16 protein-coding genes are annotated in these 15,872 nt (G+C 52.2%); 8 read left to right on the top strand and 8 right to left on the bottom strand.

The window, feature by feature from the left end; all coding sequences use genetic code 11:
• Positions 1–27: 27 nt before the first annotated feature.
• The 3 genes from HFP08_RS01490 to HFP08_RS01480 form a co-directional block, all read right to left on the bottom strand.
• A complete protein-coding gene (locus HFP08_RS01490) occupies positions 28–1,062 on the bottom strand; it encodes an NAD(P)/FAD-dependent oxidoreductase (protein ID WP_168118732.1) in 1,035 nt (344 codons plus the stop codon).
• A 36-nt stretch (positions 1,063–1,098) separates the two neighbouring features.
• Positions 1,099–2,157: an ABC transporter substrate-binding protein gene (locus tag HFP08_RS01485; protein ID WP_168118731.1), complete on the bottom strand. Its 1,059-nt coding sequence runs from the start codon at positions 2,155–2,157 to the stop codon at positions 1,099–1,101.
• Between the two features lie 160 nt (positions 2,158–2,317).
• Positions 2,318–3,940, bottom strand: a complete 1,623-nt coding sequence (locus HFP08_RS01480) for an AraC family transcriptional regulator (RefSeq protein ID WP_168118730.1) — start codon at positions 3,938–3,940, stop codon at positions 2,318–2,320.
• Between the two features lie 246 nt (positions 3,941–4,186).
• Here HFP08_RS01480 and HFP08_RS01475 point away from each other — a divergent pair, with 246 nt between their 5' ends.
• Positions 4,187–5,365 carry a helix-turn-helix domain-containing protein gene (locus tag HFP08_RS01475; protein ID WP_168118729.1) on the top strand — a complete coding sequence of 393 codons (1,179 nt, stop codon included), beginning with the start codon at positions 4,187–4,189 and terminating at the stop codon, positions 5,363–5,365.
• Between the two features lie 78 nt (positions 5,366–5,443).
• Positions 5,444–6,436 (top strand): ABC transporter substrate-binding protein, encoded by a 993-nt coding sequence (locus HFP08_RS01470; RefSeq protein ID WP_168118728.1) that lies wholly within the window; start codon positions 5,444–5,446, stop codon positions 6,434–6,436.
• A gap of 176 nt (positions 6,437–6,612) precedes the next feature.
• Here HFP08_RS01470 and HFP08_RS01465 read toward each other — a convergent pair whose 3' ends face one another.
• The 3 genes from HFP08_RS01465 to HFP08_RS01455 all read right to left on the bottom strand — a co-directional run bounded on the left by HFP08_RS01465 (position 6,613) and on the right by HFP08_RS01455 (position 10,043).
• Positions 6,613–7,659 (bottom strand): NAD(P)/FAD-dependent oxidoreductase, encoded by a 1,047-nt coding sequence (locus HFP08_RS01465; protein ID WP_168118727.1) that lies wholly within the window; start codon positions 7,657–7,659, stop codon positions 6,613–6,615.
• A 235-nt stretch (positions 7,660–7,894) separates the two neighbouring features.
• The gene (locus HFP08_RS01460) at positions 7,895–8,338 is read right to left on the bottom strand and encodes a cell wall hydrolase (RefSeq protein WP_168118726.1); all 444 of its coding nucleotides are present in this window, start codon (positions 8,336–8,338) and stop codon (positions 7,895–7,897) included.
• A 115-nt stretch (positions 8,339–8,453) separates the two neighbouring features.
• Complete coding sequence (locus HFP08_RS01455; RefSeq protein WP_168118725.1) at positions 8,454–10,043, bottom strand: DHA2 family efflux MFS transporter permease subunit; 1,590 nt, start codon at positions 10,041–10,043, stop codon at positions 8,454–8,456.
• An 84-nt stretch (positions 10,044–10,127) separates the two neighbouring features.
• Between HFP08_RS01455 and HFP08_RS01450 the strand changes: the two genes are divergently transcribed.
• Complete coding sequence (locus HFP08_RS01450; protein ID WP_168118724.1) at positions 10,128–10,772, top strand: CGNR zinc finger domain-containing protein; 645 nt, start codon at positions 10,128–10,130, stop codon at positions 10,770–10,772.
• A gap of 175 nt (positions 10,773–10,947) precedes the next feature.
• Here the strand turns inward: HFP08_RS01450 and HFP08_RS01445 are convergent, their stop codons facing one another.
• Positions 10,948–11,802 (bottom strand): sulfurtransferase, encoded by an 855-nt coding sequence (locus HFP08_RS01445; RefSeq protein WP_168118723.1) that lies wholly within the window; start codon positions 11,800–11,802, stop codon positions 10,948–10,950.
• Positions 11,803–11,971: 169 nt separating this feature from the next.
• On the opposite strand from HFP08_RS01445, the gene HFP08_RS01440 reads away from it, so the two are divergent.
• From HFP08_RS01440 to HFP08_RS01425, 4 genes are all read left to right on the top strand, one after another.
• On the top strand, positions 11,972–12,823 hold the full coding sequence (locus HFP08_RS01440) for an amino acid ABC transporter substrate-binding protein (RefSeq protein WP_240941023.1): 852 nt from the start codon (positions 11,972–11,974) through the stop codon (positions 12,821–12,823).
• Entirely contained in the window at positions 12,820–13,488 is a 669-nt protein-coding gene (locus tag HFP08_RS01435) for an amino acid ABC transporter permease (RefSeq protein ID WP_168118721.1), read from the top strand. Before HFP08_RS01440 ends, HFP08_RS01435 begins: the two co-directional genes overlap by 4 nt.
• A 15-nt stretch (positions 13,489–13,503) precedes the next feature.
• Positions 13,504–14,289 carry an amino acid ABC transporter ATP-binding protein gene (locus tag HFP08_RS01430; RefSeq protein ID WP_168118720.1) on the top strand — a complete coding sequence of 262 codons (786 nt, stop codon included), beginning with the start codon at positions 13,504–13,506 and terminating at the stop codon, positions 14,287–14,289.
• 125 nt (positions 14,290–14,414) lie between these two features.
• Positions 14,415–14,609 (top strand): DUF975 family protein, encoded by a 195-nt coding sequence (locus HFP08_RS01425; RefSeq protein WP_168118719.1) that lies wholly within the window; start codon positions 14,415–14,417, stop codon positions 14,607–14,609.
• Positions 14,610–14,669: 60 nt separating this feature from the next.
• On the opposite strand, the gene HFP08_RS01420 is transcribed toward HFP08_RS01425, so the two are convergent.
• Positions 14,670–15,110 (bottom strand): MarR family winged helix-turn-helix transcriptional regulator, encoded by a 441-nt coding sequence (locus HFP08_RS01420; RefSeq protein ID WP_168118718.1) that lies wholly within the window; start codon positions 15,108–15,110, stop codon positions 14,670–14,672.
• 115 nt (positions 15,111–15,225) lie between these two features.
• Here HFP08_RS01420 and HFP08_RS01415 point away from each other — a divergent pair, with 115 nt between their 5' ends.
• Complete coding sequence (locus HFP08_RS01415; RefSeq protein ID WP_168118717.1) at positions 15,226–15,813, top strand: NAD(P)H-dependent oxidoreductase; 588 nt, start codon at positions 15,226–15,228, stop codon at positions 15,811–15,813.
• The last annotated feature ends 59 nt before the right edge of the window (positions 15,814–15,872 follow it).

The following is a 15,872-nucleotide window of genomic DNA, read 5'->3' as shown; positions in this document are numbered from 1 at the left end:
GTTCGTCTTCTTCATCGGTGATGCCTGCTACTCCTTGACGCTCCGAACAAGAGCCTTGTTCCGGTCATGAAACCGCTCATTATGGGAGGAGACGTAAGCCATGCGGTCCGCCTCCGGATCGAGGAACAGCTTGGCGCTGTTCAAGGCCAGTACCGCATCGGCAAATGCTCCTGCAATCAGCCGCACTTTGCTGCCGTGCGCGGCGATATCCCCGGCTGCAAAAACGCCGGGAATATTCGTATTCATTCGTTCGTCGACTGCAATCGCAGATCCCGACTTCGCAAGTCCCCATTCGGCAATGCCGCCGTAATCCCTGGAGAAGCCATGATTGATGATTACCGCATCAACGTCGATTCGCTCCTCCTGTCCGGTGTCGCAATCGACAATCTCTACCTGCTCAATCGCCCCTCCCGCTCCATGCAGGCGCTTAACGACGAACGGCACCCGCACATCGGCTTCTTTCCTCATATTCGCGACCTGTTTCTCATGAGCAGTGAACTGCTCTCTGCGATGAACAACATAGACCTTCCCGGCAATCGGGAGCAGCTCGTTCGCCCAATCCACCGCCGAATCGCCCCCGCCCGAGATCAGTACCCTCTTCCCGCGGAAGACGTCCAACCGTTGAATCGTATAATGCAGATTGCCGATCTCATAGCGATCCGCTCCGGCAATATCAAGCTTCTGAATATTCGTAATGCCCCGCCCGATTGTCAGAATAACCGTGCGGGAATAATGTCTCTCGCCCGAATCCGCAATCAGCTCGAATGTCCCGTCCTTCATCCGATCATAATGTTGAATTCGCTCGTTGAATACAATTGTCGGCTCGAATACACGCGCTTGCTTCTCCAAATGAGCGATCAGATCATCGCAGCGGGTCGGAGGAACTCCTCCGACATCCCAAATCATCTTCTCTGGATACATGCGCATGAAGCCTCCAAGCTCCGACTTCGCCTCGATCAGCTTGACTTTCATGTCGCGCATCCCGCCGTAGAATGCAGCATACATCCCCGCGGGGCCGCCGCCGATAATGGTCACATCATACACATCGGGCATATTCGCCATGTATTCCACACTCCTCGAATTCATGATCAGGATCGTTTACTGCTTATGCGCTTGCAGCACCTTCAGAAGTTCAGCAAGCTTGGCTTTCTCGGCAATAGGACCCTCAATCAACCAGTTTTTCATATTCAACACGTAGACATTGCCCTTCTGAACGGCAGGAATCGCGCCCCACACCGAGGAATCCTCCATGGCCAGCAATTCCTCCATTGTCTTCTGCAAATTCTCGTCGCTGCCGTCAGAGCTCAGCGTGACGACGAATAGATGATCGGCGGTCAATTTCGGCAAAATCTCAAGCGATACCGAGGCGTTCTGCTTGTCCGGACTTTCCTCCTGCAGCTTCTCGATATAAGGATCAATCTTCCAGCCGAGACCTTCGTAAGCGATGCTCACGTAGCTGGACATCCCCTTCTCGCTTGATAGAATAGAAGGGAAGAACAGGCGCAAATCCTTCTCTTGCATGCGCAGGAAGGCAGTCGTCGGCGCCTCGCCGATCAATGCCGCTATCTCTTGCTTGGTGTCGGCAATGAATGTCTCCTGCTCAGCCTTCACCTGCTCGGCCTTGTCCGCCATACCCAGCGCTTGGGCAATTTGTCCGATCGAAGTTCTCCAATCGGAACGGCTGTACGCGATTGTTGGCGCAATCGAGCTTAGCTGCTCGTAATCTTCGCCCGCGAACGCATCAGAGGCAATAATCAGGTCGGGCTTGGCCGCGATAATAGCTTCGAAATTCAGCTCGGCCGAGAGGCTCGCAATAGTCGTTCCTTGCTGATTCAAACGTTCGTTCAAGTAATCTTGCCGCTGAATCGGCGTAGCCAGCACAAGCGGCACCTCCAGCGACAGCAGCATATCCTCCAGATTAATCGACACGATCCGTTCCGGATGAACCGGTATTTCCGTTGTTCCAAGCGCATGCTGCACGGTACGAACCTCATCTTGTTCGTTATCGGAAGCCGTACCGGCGCTTGCCGCCGACGCCGAAGGTTGTTCAGTCGTCTCTCCCGCGACAGGGTTCGAATTACCGCCGCATGCGGCCAGCAACATCATCATCAGACAAGCAATCATTACTGCGGACATCATTCGTGCTTTAGCTTTCAATGTAAGACCCTCCACTTATAAATGATATTGATTCTCATTAATAATAGCAAACAACATCATAAGCCGGAATGGACATTCCTTGGCCCAAAACATGGACAAATGCTGGCGCATACGAAGGAGAGTCAGCAAGCTATCACTAGGGCGTGTATGCAAACGCGCTCTAGCCAAATAGGCGCAGCGCTTCATCCACTATTAAAGAATGACCGTGAGCCGAATAATCCAGCCAAGGCATCTCGTTCACTTCATAGACTTGCCGCCTCTCGAAAGGAATCAACTTATTCCACAGCCCCGCTTGTCTGCATTCATTCCAAAAAGCACGGGAAGCAGCATCTTTGTCGACAATGACAAGTAAATGCTCTCCTGCAAAGCGCCCAAGCTCCTCCGGACGTATAGCATGACTTACGGGTATCTGATTGAAAGGATAGGCCGGCTGCAGGCCGAGATCCTGAAACAACACCGAGCCGCCGTTCCGCCCGCCGTAGACCAGCAGTTCAGAGGGCTTAACCTGCACAATCGACAATGCCGCGTTCCCAATTCTTCCGCGAATGATCCTCGCCGCGCGCTCCGCCTTGCAGTCATAATCTCTCAACCAAGTCTCCGCGTCCTTGCGCTTGCCGAGCGAGTCGGCAATTCGACACAGCTGCTGCCGCCAATCAAGCTCCATCCACGGAATGACAACCAAATTCGAGTTCGGCTCGCAAATCGCCCGGTAGCTCTCCGCTTCTGTCTCACTGCACATGACGAGCTCCGGCCGCGCTTCTTGAAGAAGGGCCAGATTATGCGACATAACGGCATCCCCCATTTGTTCGTCTCGCTGCAACTGGAACGGAATTGCGTTGAAGTACGAGCTTCGATGACTGTCTCGCGCCTTGTCCACGACGGCTACATAAGGAATGACATTAAGCGCAAGCAACTGGCCGGTATAAGGGAAGCTGGCAGCGGCTATTTTATTCCGTTTGAGTCGACGATAGCCGATTGGCGAGACACCCTCCGACTTCTTGAATTTGCGGCTGAAATAATATTCGTCCGAGAAGCCGGAATGCTTGGCGATCTCAGCAACGGCCAGGTCCGTGCCCAACAGCTCTTCCTTCGCGCGGCGCAGCCTTATGCCGTTCAAATAAGCCATGGGACTTTGCCCCGTTTCCTTCTTGAACAGGTCGGAATACTGCCAGACGCTCATGCCCGCAAGCGCAGCCAGCTTGCTTCGATCGGCAGACTCCCGGTAATGCTGCTCCATATAGGCGATAGAACGCTGGATAACGGGTTCCTGCCAATGACAGGTTAGGGATGCCTCGCTGCATTCCAGGAGCAGCAAAAGCAGCTTCCCCCGAAGCAGCTCCATCTGGACGAGCGATCGCAGCCCTTCGGCTTCCGCCGCATGAAGCAATTGCTCCGCCAGTTGGAGCCAGTCCATCGCCCCTGCGCCCTCCAGCTTGCCAACCGCGGGGAACGGCCATGGCGCGCTTTGCAGCTTTCGATCTCCTGCAGCCGCTTCGTCGTCATTCGTTTCATAGCAGCTCAGTCCGATGAAGCATCCTCGCGCGCCGGCCTGCCCTTCGCCGTGTTCGAAGCGCGCTTTCATCCCGGGAACAATCGCATATGCTTGACCGCGCTCCAGAGCATGGCTTTGTTGTCCGTTCAGTCTTAATGCACCGCAGCCATGCAGTGCAATGAAGAGTACCGCGCCTTTGCTCAGAATGTCTTCAATCAACTCAGCATCTGACGATGTATGCAACGATTGTATATGTTCAATGATCATAAGCGGCTTCCGCGACTGACTCATCTCTCTCAACTCCCATTTTTGTTGAGAATAATTATCAAACATTTTCACCCAAAACACAATAGGAAGGGCGCCAGTTATCGCTGACATCCCTCACGAGAATCATGCTAGGTATGGCGATGTTCCGGCAACCAATGAAACGCATCGCTGCAATCAGAACAAATAGCGGAGCCATGCAGCTTCTCGCTCCAATGTGGTATTATATTGATAACAATTCTCAATTACTGCGGCAAAATGGAGTGACTTGATATGAATGACGACAATGAAAGCAAGAGCTTCCCTCAGGCCATCAAGGATGCAATTCAGTATATGGAACAATTCTACGCCTCGCCTATCGCGCATCGAGAGCTGGCAGGCGTGGCAGGCATGTCTCCCTCCCACTTTTCCTATATGTTCCGCAAGCAAACCGGCTTACGCCCTACCGATTATATGACCGATATTCGGATACGCCACGCCAAAAACCTCTTGCAGCAGGAAGGCATGAATGTTAGAAACACCGCGCTGGAGGTCGGCTTCGAAGATGAATATTATTTCAGCAGGAGATTCAAGCAGAGATTGGGAATCGCCCCTCGGGACTATACCCGGTTCTGCCGCAACACAGGGCGTACAGTCGCCCTGTCCTATGTAGGACAAATGCTGGCCGTCGGCATCACTCCGCTCGGAGCTCCGCAGCAGCATCTTGTGAATCGGACAATGGACCCGTCGAAGAACAGCATTGCCGATATCGGAGATTTTTACAGCGTGGATGTGAACGCCATTCGCCATCTCGAGCCGGAATTGATTATTACTGCCAAGGAGCTGCCCTTGCTGGAGGAGATAAACGCCAAGCTTCGACGCATTGCTCCGGTCGCCGTCTATTCCTGGGATCAGAGCGACGTATTCGGGCATATGAGACGTATTGCGGCTCTTCTGAATCGCGAAGCCGAAGCGGAAAGATGGATTGACGGGCACCGGAGAAACATTCGGCTCGCACGGCAAGCAATCAAGCCGTATGTCGATTCGCAAGCGACCGTCTGCCTGCTTCGCATATACAACGGCTATATCGGACTCTGGAGCGGCCGCGAGCTTGGTCATGTTCTCTATCAATCACTCGGACTCAAGGCGCCGTCCGCTGTCGCCGCCATGATGGACAAACAGAGATATTTCCCTCCCGTCTGTCTTCAGCCGGAAGATCTTCAGCGATTCGACAGCGATCATTTGTTCATCTCCCTGGGGCAAGACGCCGCTGCTCTTCATTTCTACGAGCAATTGAGCCGGAATTTCGGATGGCTGCGATTGAAGGCTGTACGCAGCGGAAATGTCCATCTGGTGTCCGACGAGATATGGAAGTTCTATGAGCCGCGAGCGATTGCCGCGCAATTGCGGGATGCGGTTCGTCTTTTAAGCGGAATCGATTTGCCTTATGCTGTCGACGAATTGTCGATATAGCGTCCATTCTCGAATAAGAATTTCCTTTTTATAATTTAAATGATATTGAAAATCATTTTCATAAGAGGGTGGAATCAAATGAAATACCGTGCAATCCTGCTAAGCTTAATTCTTTTCACACTGGCTCTGGCTGGCTGCGTCAATGCGAATGAGAAAAATCAACCGCAATCGTCCGCTGCTTCCATCGAAGCCTCGCCAACAGCTTCAACAAGCGCTTCTCCTGCTCCAAGCGAGACAAGCAACGGTATGCGCACCGTTGTAGATGAACTCGGCCACGAAATCCGGATTCCCGAGCATCCGGAGCGCATCCTTGCTCCTTATCTGGAGGATCCTCTGACGACGCTTGGCATCATGCCTGTTGCCCAATGGGCCAATGGCGATATTGTGCAGGAATATCTTCAGGATAGAATTGGCGACTTGCCCAAGGTCGATTTCTCCGCAGGAGGCCTCGATCCCGAGCAAGCCGCTCAGCAAGCTCCCGATCTTATCATTCTGACGATGGCCGTATGGGCGGAGAAAGGCATGTACGAGGCGTACTCGAAAATCGCCCCAACCTATGTTCTTAACAACGGCATTCAGGATTGGAAGAAAACCTTGCAAACACTGGGAGAGCTGCTTGACCGTTCTGAGCAGGCCAATCAAACAATTGCGGATTACGAAGCCAAAGTGGAGGAAGCGAAGCAAAGGCTGGCCTCAACGATGGGAGATGAGCAGGTCGCTCTGCTGTGGCCGACCGGCAACAGCCTCTATCTGCTGAGCGAGCTGGATTACAGCGGCCAGCTCTTATACGGAGATCTTGGCTTGAACGAGCCGGAGCTGGCTATGGGACAAAGCTTCCAGAATCTTTCGCTTGAGAAGCTGCCGGATGTCGGCAACGGCCGGATATTCCTCATAACCGGCTATAACGATACCGAAATTGAGGAGCTGGAGTCTTCGCCAGTCTGGAAGTCATTGCCTGCCGTCAAAAACAACCGCATAACCAACGTCAGTTGGAATCACTGGATGAATAACGGTCCTCTCGCCAAACAATTGAATCTTGAGGATACGCTAAACGCTCTTCTTCCGGAATAATTCATGACGAGAGAGCTGCCTTGAACATTGCATTACGCCGTGCGGCTGCTCTGTTCAAAAATATTCGGCTTCGCAAACGATTAGAAACAGACCGACACCTTGGCGCAGCGGTCTGTTTCTTTCTCTATTCAGCTTTGCTGCTTTACAGTTTCCAAGCCTGCCTCGCTCCCCACCTTCTAAACCTTCTGGACCTTCTCCAGCTCTTTGTTCTTCTCCTTGAACCGGTCATTATGGGAGGAAACATAGGCATACGGCGTTGCCTCGGGGTCCATGTACACCTTCGCGCTGTTCACGGCCAGAACAGCGTCCGTGAACGTGCCTGCAATGAGGCCGACTTTGCTGTCGAAGCCGACGAAATCACCTGCTCCGAATACGCCGGGAAGGTTGGTCTCCATCTTCGGACCGACATTCGCCTTCCATTCGCCCATATCAATTCCCCAATTGCGAATCGGGCCGAAGTCCGAGCGCATGCCATGGTTGACGATGACCGCATCCACCTCCAGGCTGCTTTCTTCCCCCGTCTCCGCTTGCTGAAGCAGTACCCGGGAAATACGTTTCCCATCCTCGCTTTGCAGCGCTTTAATCGCGTACGGCGTCCGTACGTCCGCAATTTGCTTCATCTTCGTCACGTTCCGTTCGAGACCGCCGAAGCTGTCGCGGCGATGCACGACCGTCACGCTGGCAGCCACATGCGCCAGCTCATTAGCCCAGTCCACAGCAGAGTCGCCCCCGCCGGAGATCAGCACCCGCTTTCCGCGGAAGCTCTCCAGATCCTGAACCACATAATACAGATTGCTTACCTCGTAACGATCCGCTCCTTCGATCTCCAGCTTCGCCAGCTTCCGAATGCCATACCCGCATGTCATAATGACCGTTTTCGTGCGATGACGCGCGCCGCTTGCGGCAGTCAGAATAAAGGTCCCGTCCGGCTCCCGATTAAAATCGACAATCTGCTCGTTCATAACAAGCGTAGGATCAAACGTCATGCCCTGTTGAATAATCTGCTCCAGCAGCTTCTCCGCACGAGTCGGAACGACGCCTCCAACATCCCATACGATCTTCTCCGGGTAGAGCAGCATTCTGCCCCCCAGTTGATCCTGCGCCTCGATCAGCTTCGTCTTCAATTCCCGCATACCGCTGTAGAATGCCGTATATAATCCTGCCGGCCCCCCGCCGATAATGGTTACATCATACAGTTCCAGCTTCCCCGCCGCCGTCTCCATCTCTCATTTCCTCCCTGTAAGCTTCAGCTTGTTCGTGATAACGATTATCATTATCTATACTATACACGAAATGAGATCTTTTCTCAATTCAATACCTTTCACCTGTGACCAGTTAAGCATCAGCCACCAGGGTTTGTCTATTTTCTTTTTGGCATAGAGGGACTGGCAAAAAAAAGAACTGCATTAACATTTGAGTTAACGCAGTCCGTTTCTCTGTAGCCGTTTGTTTATCGACCTAATACGTATTATAGATATTCTCACATTCTTCCGCAGTCGGTTCATAGAAGCAGTGCTTCTTCCACCTTCCGGCTAAAGGCTGATCATACCAAGTCGGCGGACATGGTCCGGGGTTATCGAATGATCCGGGGCGGAAATACCACAAGGAGTATTCGCCCGGCCAGCTCCGCTCCCCGTTCACGGCCCGTTGCGCCAATCGGCGTTCCCTCTCTCTTGCGTTTTGATAATACAAGCTATGCTGCAAAGCCTCGAATCCATGCGGCTGATTGATCATTTGCGGAATCGTCCGGATGTCTTTGAAATCCGAGCAATTCGCTCTTATTCGGTTAACCCCGACATTGCCAACCAGGAGCATGCCCTTCTCGCCCTCGGTCTCGGCTTCAGCCCGAAGCAATCTTGCCAACATATTAATATCCTGACTCCTGGCTTTCACGACTGCCATTGCCTCACCTCTTTAGCTTTCTAGAATCATCATATTATAGGCGAAGCGGATGTGTTACTTTCTGCGTCCACTGCATTCCCATCTCGTTCTGCAGCATAAGTCCGTTAATGATAAACTAATGTTGCAAATCCTTCTTGCGAATCAGGACCATACAGAGCACGGCGCCGATTGCGAGAATCACTGATGCAATCCGGATAATATCGATCGTTCCGTCCACGAAGGATGCGCGGGTTATCTCGCGATAGGTGTCAAACAGTGGATTGTCCTGGAATAATGGAGTACGCTCCATTCCCGCCAAGCCGTTGCTGCCTGCTATCGGACCTGCGGACTCAATTGTTTGGATCACTTGTTCCTTCACAGATTGATCTATCCGGTTGTCTGTCAGTGACTGAACTCTATCCGCGACCAGTGTAGTATAGCGACTGGACAGGATAGCCCCGAAGAAAGCTATACCGAACGCGCTCCCCATTTGGCGGGCTACATTACTCATGCCGGATGCCATACCCGCTCGTTGCAAAGGCACCGTTCCAACCGCCAGGTTGGAAATAGGAGGGTTGATTAGCCCGCTTCCAATTCCGGCAATGATAAATCCGGGCAAAAGAACGATCCATTTTGCTGGATCATGATGATGCGATAGAAAAGACATGGCATAAACCCCGATCGCCATCAAAACCATGGAAACAACGACGAGCCATTTCAGACTTACCTTCCCCATCAGTGCACCAGACAACGGACCGAATAGCAGAGCCATTGCGGTGAAAGCAATGAGCTTAACACCCGTCTCCAGCGAGTCCAAACCAAGAAAGCTTTGCAAGTAGAGCGTGAGATTGAATAGCAGCGCATACATCCCTGCGCTAAGGCAGAAGGCAGCAATTGCGGAACCCGTAAAACTGGGAATCTTGAATAAGCGAGGGTCTGCCATCGGGTGCTTTACTCGAAGCTCGCCTGCAACGAATATGACGAGGGCAAGCGCGGAAATGCCGAACAACAGCCATACCTGCAGCGAGCGCCAGTCATTTCCTTCCTGACTAAACTGAATCAATCCGTAGATAAGGCAAAACATGAATACAGTGAACGTAACGAATCCAAACAAATCGATTTTACGGGCGGCAGATTCATCCTTTGACTGCTTGATTGCCCATATTGACAGCAATACCGCAATGATGCCGACAGGAATATTCAGATAGAAAATAGATTGCCACCCGATATGTTTAACCAGGAGTCCGCCGATTACCGGGCCGATCCCCGTAGCTAATCCGCTTACGCCGCCCCATATCCCGATTGCAATCCCCCGCTGCTTGCCGCTGAATGTCGCAGAGATGATCGCGAGTGATAAAGGCGTCATTGCAGACGCGCCAAGACCTTGAACACCTCTCGACAGATTCAGCATCATAATATCGTGTGATAATCCGCATAACAGCGACCCGATTGTAAATACAACCATTCCCAACATAAAGAGCGTCTTCCGTCCGAAAATATCGCCCAACCTGCTCGTTGTCACCAGCGCCACGGCAAATACTAAAGTATAAGCGTTGACTACCCATTCCAGCTCCGAGAAATCTGTTTGAAGATCGCTTTGTATTGCTGGCAAAGCTACATTTACAATCGTGACATCCAGCAGTGCCATGAATAACCCCAAACATACGGCTCCCAATGCCCACCATCTCTTGCCAACAGATTTCTCTACCGCATCAACTTCCGACATAACCATTCCTCCCCGCGCCCGCTATCATTCGGGCTTGTAACATGCTAAAATGTAATTGCATGTAACAAATATAATCAGATTGAGGTGACATGTCAAATTAATTTTACCTATTACGAAACTTTATCCGTAAATTTAGCCGTTGACCTTATTAACACTCTCTGTTCCGTCACAGGAACAGATAGCTTGACTACACCCGAACAATTAAAGCATTTTCTCGTCGAGAGCGAGAAGCATATCTTGGATTTGAAATCAGGGAAGAATAAAGACTTTAATTGGGAGGACATTATCGCTGTTCATCGGAAAACCATTCAATCACAGCCTGTTCGTCCGGAGGATGTCAAGATCGTGGAATCGCTTAGACAATCTTTGCGTACGGTGTTCGAATTGGCAAAAGAGCAGAAGGCTCAGGAAGCGGCAGCGCTTCTGAATGAGCAACTGCGCATAAGCGGTGCGACGCCAAGAATAAGCTGGCTGCATGGCCCGTACCATCTGCATTTTGAATCGGGGGAAGACGGTTGCGCTCATTGGTTGGCTACGACAACTACAATGGGGCTCGCTTTTGTATTGATTGAGTTTGGAACGGAGCGATTCGGCATATGTGCTTCTGCTTCCTGTCAGAAAGCCTTTATCGATACATCTAAGAACAAATCCAAACGTTACTGTTCCGAGGCTTGTGCGCATCGTGAAAGCGTAGCGGCCTTCCGCAAACGCCAACGTTCCAAGAGTTGAGCTCGAATGGCTCAGGGAATCTATGGACGGAGCTCTTTGGCACATGAACATTTTCTTATCGCCGATTTAACTGTAGTGGCAGGAAAAGCAGATGTACGCGACAGATATCATGATCGTCGACCAATAGCAAAGGAGTACACCGCCAAACCGGCGATGTACTCCAAGCCACATACTGCTATTCGCCTTTGGGTGCTTCTTCGTCGCCGACAGCGATCGGATTCCCTTCATATGAAATCCAATCGCTCCAACTCCCCGCATACAGCCTCACCTTGCTAAATCCCGCCTCCTGCAGCGCGATCACATTCGGCGTCGCCGTCACGCCCGAGCCGCAGTAGACGATCAGCTCGCCGTCGCGATCCAGATCGGCGAAGCGCTCCGCTTGTTGGGAAGCTTCCTTCCAGGCCCCCGACTCCGCAAGTCCGTCCTTCCAGAAACGGTTGATTGCGCCAGGTATGTGGCCCGCCACCTTGTCAAGCGGCTCGACCTCGCCGCGATAGCGAGGCGCTTCACGGGAATCGATCAGCGTCACGCGTTCGTCTCCGAGCAACTCCTTCACTTCATCCATCTCTACCAGCATTGAATGCTGGACGGTCGCCAGGAACTTCGTCGGCGTATTCGCCGCCTGCTCTGAGGATACAGTGTATCCCGCTTTCGTCCACGCCGAATAACCTTCATCCAGCACGAATGCCTGCTCATGTCCGAGATACTTCAGCAGCCACCACAGCCGCGAAGCCATTGCTCCGCCTTGATCGTCGTATGCGACAACGCGCGATTCATTGCCGATGCCCGCCCGGCTCAGGGTTACGGTCATAGCGAAGATATCCGGCAGCGGATGACGCCCGCCATGCTCCTCAACCGGCGCGGACAGGTCCTTCTCCAGATCCAGGTATACGGCTCCGGGAATATGGCCTGCCTCGTATTGCTCGCGCCCCGCTTCCCCTTTGCCCATAACAAATCGGCAATCCACGATGACAATATCCGGCTCGTGCATATGCTCCTTCAACCATTCCAAAGATACGATACTATTCATTCGTTCATTCCGCCTTCCGCTTCTTGTCCTGCAACCTATTATACAACAGACATGATTTTCCCTCCATTGGTACATACTGACGATGTACATCATAAGCCGATGGGAGCGATCAGAATTGAACAAACACATTTCTACCGATTTGACTTTGAAAAAGAAGCTGTCAACAAAAATCCGGCCAGCAAAACGGCTGCCTTCTATCCTTCTAATCCTACTCGCCCTGCTTTCAGGCTGCGGGAACAATGCCAACGAGCAGAACAACAACAATAAAACCGGCAACGCTAATACCAATAATTCCGGAGCAGCGACCAGCCAGCCCCAAGGCTTGCTCTCCGACATTAAAGCAAGCGGCAAGCTGGTTATCGGAACAGAAGGCACCTATGCTCCCTTCACCTTCCACGATGCGAACGGCAAGCTGACCGGCTTCGATGTCGATATCGCGAAGGAAGTAAGCAAGCGGCTCGGCGTTGAGTCCGAATTCATCGAGACGCAGTGGGACGGCATCTTCGCGGGCCTCGACGCCAAGCGCTTCGACGCCATCTTCAACGAGGTGGCCATTCGCGACGACCGCAAAGAGAAATATGATTTCTCCGATCCGTATATCGTATCCAAAGCCGTGCTGCTGGTAAGAGAAGATAACAACGATATTACATCCTTTGCCGATCTGAAAGGCAAGAAATCCGCTCAATCGCTGACGAGCAATCTGGCCGATATCGCCAAGGCGAACGGCGCCGAGATTGTCGGTGCCGAAGGCTTTAATCAGGCAATCGACCTGCTCCTATCGAATCGCGTCGACGCCACGATCAACGACAGCTTGTCCTATCTCGATGCATTGACGCAGCGCCCCGATTTGAAAATCAAGCAGGTGGACGAAGAGGCCGATGCCTCCTACAGCGGCGCGCTCTTCCGCAAGGGAAGCGACGACCTGACCGCAGCCGTCAACGACGCGCTGGCCGCCATGAAGAGCGACGGCACTTACTTGACCATTTCGAAAAAATATTTCGGAACGGATGTATCGCAATGAGCGAGCATCAATTCGAGATTATTAAATCAACGTTCTGGCCCCTGCTGAAAGCGGGGGTTCTCTTGACGCTGCCCTTGTCGCTCCTCACCTTCGCGCTTGGCCTTGCGTTAGCCGTGCTCACAGCTCTCATTCGCTTATCCTCCTGGACCGTGCCGAATCTGATCGCCTGGTTCTATGTCTGGCTGATTCGGGGAACGCCTCTGCTCGTTCAATTATTCATTATTTTCTACGGCTTGCCGAGCGCGGGCATCACCTTAAGCCCTTATGTTGCCGCCGTAATCGGTCTATCGCTCAGCGTGGGCGCGTACGGCTCCGAAATTGTAAGAGCGGCGATCGAATCGATTCAGAAGGGACAATGGGAGGCCGCCTATTCGCTCGGTATGACCCGGACGCAGGCGCTGCGGCGAGTCATTCTCCCGCAAGCCGCGCGCGTCGCGATTCCTCCACTGGGCAATTCCTTCATCTCGCTCGTGAAGGACACCTCGCTCGTATCGGTCATTACGTTCGTCGAGATGTTCCGAAAGACCCAGCAGTATGTCGCCTTTTATTACGAGCCCCTGCTGCTGTACTGCGAGGTTGCGGTCGTTTATTTAATCTTCAGTACGTTGCTGACGCTGCTGCAGTCGAAGACGGAACGACGGCTGGCGCGATTTTATGCCAAATAAGATGGAGGTAGGATGATGATCGAAATGAGAGACCTGCATAAATCCTATGGAACGACGGAGGTGCTAAGTGGCATTGATATTACGCTCGACAAGGGCAAGGTGCTCGTCATCATCGGCCCCTCCGGCTCCGGGAAGACGACGCTTCTTCGCTGCTTCAATCTGCTAGAAATACCCGACAACGGCAGCATGAGGCTCATGTCGAACTCCTTTGATTTTCAGCGCGGCCAGAAACCGCCCTCGCAAGATATCCTTAAGCTGCGCAGGCAGACGGGGATGGTGTTCCAGTCCTTCAATCTGTTTCCTCACATGACCGCGATAGAGAATGTGATGGAAGCTCAGATGACGGTGCGAAAAAAGAAAAAGAGAGAGGCGCGCGCGTATGCGGAGGAGCAGCTACGAAAGGTCGGTCTCACGGACAAAGCCAATGCCTACCCGCATCAGCTTTCGGGCGGGCAGCAGCAGCGCGTCGCCATTGCCCGCGCCATGGCGATGGATCCGGAGGTGCTGCTGTTCGATGAGCCGACATCCGCGCTCGACCCCGAATTGGTTGGAGACGTGCTTGGAGTCATGAAGCAGCTGGCAGCCGAAGGCATGACGATGATTATCGTCACGCATGAGATGAAATTCGCGGCGGACGTCGCCGATCATCTCATTTTGATCGACAATGGCCGCATTATCGAGCAAGGACCTCCGCAAGGGGTGCTCAAGCAACCGAAGACCCCGCGCGCTATGCAATTCCTTACTCATCTTGGCGCCGGGACAGCTGTTCTGCCGGAGGAGGATAAGCCGCCATCCACATAGACCCCCTGCCGAAAGACCCTGAGGCTGATTCGATTCTACTGGCAAATCGTCATTCTTTTCCCCTTTTTCTAATACTATAGTATCAGTTATGATGGGAAAAGCCTTTGATGAAAGGAAGGATCTGTATGTGGAAGCGTGATCTAAGCTTCATCCTCTGGCTATTGCTTGGCATGCTTGCACTATTCGTAGGTGACTTGTTCGTCTTGCCGTACATCAATGTGACCAAGGCCGAGCTATATCTCGAGCTTCGCAGGCGCGCGATTGAATCCGGGTTCACGACGGGCAATGAGCTTGGCTGCAACCCTACACTTCTTACATAACTGTTTCTGAATCGCATACGGAAAATTATCAAGAGGGCGCTTCTCTAAGTGCCCTCCCCCTCATCGCCCCTGACGAAACATCGTCGTCCCCAAAATCTCCATCGCTTTGGAGACACTCGACAGCTCGTCTTCGGACATCCCTTCGAACCGCTGCATGACGAGCTCCCTCATATAGGCGAACGACTGGGCAATTCTATTCTCCCCCGATTCCGACAGCCGTATATGCTGCTTTCTGCGGTCCTCCGGATCGTCTATTTTCTCGCAGAGTCCCTTCTCCGTCAACTTCCGAATCTCTCTGCTCATGTTCGGCATGGAGATGCCCTTGCATTCGCTTAACTCGCTAAGCGTTATCGGCTGCTGCACGGACAAATATTCCAGAATTTCATATTGCAGCGGCGTCAGCCCATCCATTGGCATATTCCTGGTCAAGTCGAAATGCATTTCATGAGTCGATGCAATCAGGGAAACCAATTGTTGAAAGACTGTATCCTTCGACGTCATATCGATTCAACTCCCGCATTTTTCGAATAATTAATGATCAAATAATAATTATCAATTGACAACTAAATGCATAGCATGATACCTTATTATCAAATGATAACAAAGAAGGTGTCCCATGAAAACCCTCGTCATCTACACGCATCCGAATCATCAAAGCTTAAGCTACTCATTCTTGCAAAAAACGCTTCAAGGCCTTCAAGAGAACTCGCAGGTAGAGGAGGTTCAGGTGCTCGATCTGTATGCGGAAGCGTTCAATCCGCTTCTTGTCTTCAATGAGCAGAAGCGTCGGCGCGACATGCATATTGATCCCGAGCTGGAGAAGCATCGCAAGCAGCTGCTTTGGGCCGAGAAGATCGTGATGATCTACCCCATCTGGTGGGGACGGCCTCCCGCCATGCTGCTAGGCTACATTGACCGCATGTTCGCATCGAATTTCGCCTATCGCGAGAAGGGCGGCTTGTTGCCCGGAGGCTTGTTGAAGGGCAAAACAGTCGTCTGCGTCTCAACCATGAAGGGGCCTCCTCTTTATCCGCTGCTATTACTGAACAATGCTCACAAGGCGCTCATGCGCAAAGCGCTGTTCAGCTATGTCGGCATCAAGAAGGTAAAGTTCTTCGAATTCGGCGGTATGGAGAAGCCTCAGGGCAAGCAGGAGCGAAAGCTCGATCTCATTTATCGTTATTTCAAAACCATCTCGCACTAAGATACTAAGAGAGGAGAGAACAGTTGCTTATGAGAATTAAGCTATGACATCCTCGATTC

Origin of the sequence: Paenibacillus sp. HB172176, from assembly GCF_011947265.1 — a bacterium.
Lineage (GTDB): Bacteria > Bacillota > Bacilli > Paenibacillales > Paenibacillaceae > Pristimantibacillus.
Note: the sequence above shows the minus strand (reverse complement) of the source record. Positions and strands in the feature narration are given on the sequence as shown.

Bases quoted from the DNA above. Each gene is read 5' to 3' on its own strand.
- HFP08_RS01455 (WP_168118725.1), bottom strand. From the start codon at position 10,043: ATGTCGGAAGTTGATGCGGTAGAGAAATCTGTTGGCAAGAGATGGTGG.
- HFP08_RS01435 (WP_168118721.1), top strand. From the start codon at position 12,820: ATGAGCGAGCATCAATTCGAGATTATTAAATCAACGTTCTGGCCCCTG.
- HFP08_RS01460 (WP_168118726.1), bottom strand. From the start codon at position 8,338: ATGGCAGTCGTGAAAGCCAGGAGTCAGGATATTAATATGTTGGCAAGA.
- HFP08_RS01445 (WP_168118723.1), bottom strand. From the start codon at position 11,802: ATGAATAGTATCGTATCTTTGGAATGGTTGAAGGAGCATATGCACGAG.
- HFP08_RS01465 (WP_168118727.1), bottom strand. From the start codon at position 7,659: ATGGAGACGGCGGCGGGGAAGCTGGAACTGTATGATGTAACCATTATC.
- HFP08_RS01480 (WP_168118730.1), bottom strand. From the start codon at position 3,940: ATGAGTCAGTCGCGGAAGCCGCTTATGATCATTGAACATATACAATCG.
- HFP08_RS01430 (WP_168118720.1), top strand. From the start codon at position 13,504: ATGATCGAAATGAGAGACCTGCATAAATCCTATGGAACGACGGAGGTG.
- HFP08_RS01470 (WP_168118728.1), top strand. From the start codon at position 5,444: ATGAAATACCGTGCAATCCTGCTAAGCTTAATTCTTTTCACACTGGCT.
- HFP08_RS01475 (WP_168118729.1), top strand. From the start codon at position 4,187: ATGAATGACGACAATGAAAGCAAGAGCTTCCCTCAGGCCATCAAGGAT.
- HFP08_RS01415 (WP_168118717.1), top strand. From the start codon at position 15,226: ATGAAAACCCTCGTCATCTACACGCATCCGAATCATCAAAGCTTAAGC.
- HFP08_RS01420 (WP_168118718.1), bottom strand. From the start codon at position 15,110: ATGACGTCGAAGGATACAGTCTTTCAACAATTGGTTTCCCTGATTGCA.
- HFP08_RS01490 (WP_168118732.1), bottom strand. From the start codon at position 1,062: ATGGCGAATATGCCCGATGTGTATGATGTGACCATTATCGGCGGCGGC.
- HFP08_RS01425 (WP_168118719.1), top strand. From the start codon at position 14,415: ATGTGGAAGCGTGATCTAAGCTTCATCCTCTGGCTATTGCTTGGCATG.